General features: G+C 62.2%; 2 protein-coding genes. One reads left to right on the top strand and one right to left on the bottom strand.

What is annotated here, in order from left to right; all coding sequences use genetic code 11:
* The coding region (locus BT98_RS27900; RefSeq protein WP_211254420.1) for a hypothetical protein at positions 1-188 on the bottom strand (188 nt) is incomplete at its 3' end.
* On the opposite strand from BT98_RS27900, the gene BT98_RS0120195 reads away from it, so the two are divergent.
* Entirely contained in the window at positions 187-1,362 is a 1,176-nt protein-coding gene (locus tag BT98_RS0120195; RefSeq protein ID WP_026033573.1) for a zinc-dependent alcohol dehydrogenase, read from the top strand. The two genes, BT98_RS27900 and BT98_RS0120195, sit on opposite strands and share 2 nt — an antisense overlap.
* Positions 1,363-1,567 lie beyond the last annotated feature (205 nt).

Consider the following 1,567-nt stretch of genomic DNA (forward strand, 5'->3'; position numbering starts at 1 on the left):
CACGCAAACTCCGCCTCGCGGTCAAACTTGCTCGGTCCCCAAACAACGTGACAATGCCCCCGCAAGATATCGGCGCCGGAAGGATGTCGGCGGGCTAATCGCGTGGTTCCTCGTCGCTTGTTGACTTGTGCGACGTTGACGAGAAGCATAATCGGTTGAGCGCCGCTAAAATTAGGGAGATAGGTCATGCGCGCACTATGCTGGCACGGTAAGGGTGATATTCGCTGCGACACTGTCGCCGATCCGGAGATCATGCATCCCCGGGATGCCATCATAAAAGTTACTGCTTGCGCGATTTGCGGTTCGGATCTCCACCTTTTTGATGGTTACATGCCTACCATGGAGGCCGGCGACATCCTCGGCCACGAGAACATGGGCGAGGTCGTGGCGCTCGGGTCCGAGGTCACCAACCTCAAGATCGGGGACCGGGTGGTGGTGCCGTTCACGATCAGCTGCGGCGATTGCTGGTTCTGCAAGAAGGGTCTGTTTGCGGCCTGCGATCGGACCAATCCGAACGCCGAGATGGCCGCCAAGGCGATGGGCCATTCGCCCGCCGGGCTGTTCGGCTTCAGCCACATGCTGGGCGGCTACTGCGGCGGCCAGGCGGAGTATCTCCGCGTGCCGATGGCGGATGTCGGTCCGATCAAGATTCCCGACAACGTTACCGATGAGCAGGCCCTCTTCCTATCGGATATCTTCCCGACCGGCTACATGGCCGCCGAGAATGCGCAGATCGAGCATGGCGACACCGTCGCGATCTGGGGCTGCGGTCCGGTCGGCCAGTTCGCCATCCGCTCCGCGCTGATGATGGGCGCCGGCCGCGTGATCGCGATCGACGAGGTGCCCGAGCGACTCGCCATGGCGGAGGCCGGTGGCGCTGAGACGATTAACTTCGCCGAAACCGATGTCTATGACGAGCTGCAGGCGCGAACCAAGGGCCGGGGCCCCGACAGCTGCATCGATGCTGTCGGCTGCGAGGCGGCCGCGCACGGGGCGGCGGACGCGGTCATGGACAAGGTGAAGGCAAGCATGATGCTCGCCACTGATCGCGTCCACGTCCTGCGGCAGGCGATCATGAGCTGCCGCAAGGGCGGCACGGTCTCCGTGCCCGGCGTCTACGTCGGGATGGGTGACAAGCTTCCAATCGGTGCAGCGATGAACAAGGGGCTGACGATCAAGCTTGGGCAGACCCACGTGCAACGTTACACCAAGCCGCTACTGGATAAGATCGTCGCGGGCGAGATCGATCCCAGCTTTGTGATCACGCATCCGGCCAGTCTTGAGGACGCGCCCGAGATGTACGCCAAGTTCCGTGACAAGCAGGAAGGTGTAATCAAGGTTGTCATGCGGCCGCACGGCTGATTAGCGGAACAACCGGGAACAGGACGCTTATCGATGCCGATCGACACCGCCGCTGTGGAGCACGTGTAGCGGCGGTGTCGATCAGCTTGCGACCAAGTATGTCGGCAGACCTAGGCAGCTGCCTTTAGCCGAGCGTGCCGCCTGGTCGGCATTGTCACGTTGTTTGGGGACCGAGCAAGTTTGACCGCGAGGCGGAGTTTGCGTG

It is taken from the genome of Roseomonas mucosa ATCC BAA-692 (assembly GCF_000622225.1).
In the GTDB taxonomy this organism is placed as follows: domain Bacteria; phylum Pseudomonadota; class Alphaproteobacteria; order Acetobacterales; family Acetobacteraceae; genus Roseomonas; species Roseomonas mucosa.

What these genes read in the sequence shown, in the direction of transcription:
- BT98_RS0120195 (WP_026033573.1), top strand. Translation starts at nt 187, where the DNA reads ATGCGCGCACTATGCTGGCACGGTAAGGGTGATATTCGCTGCGACACT.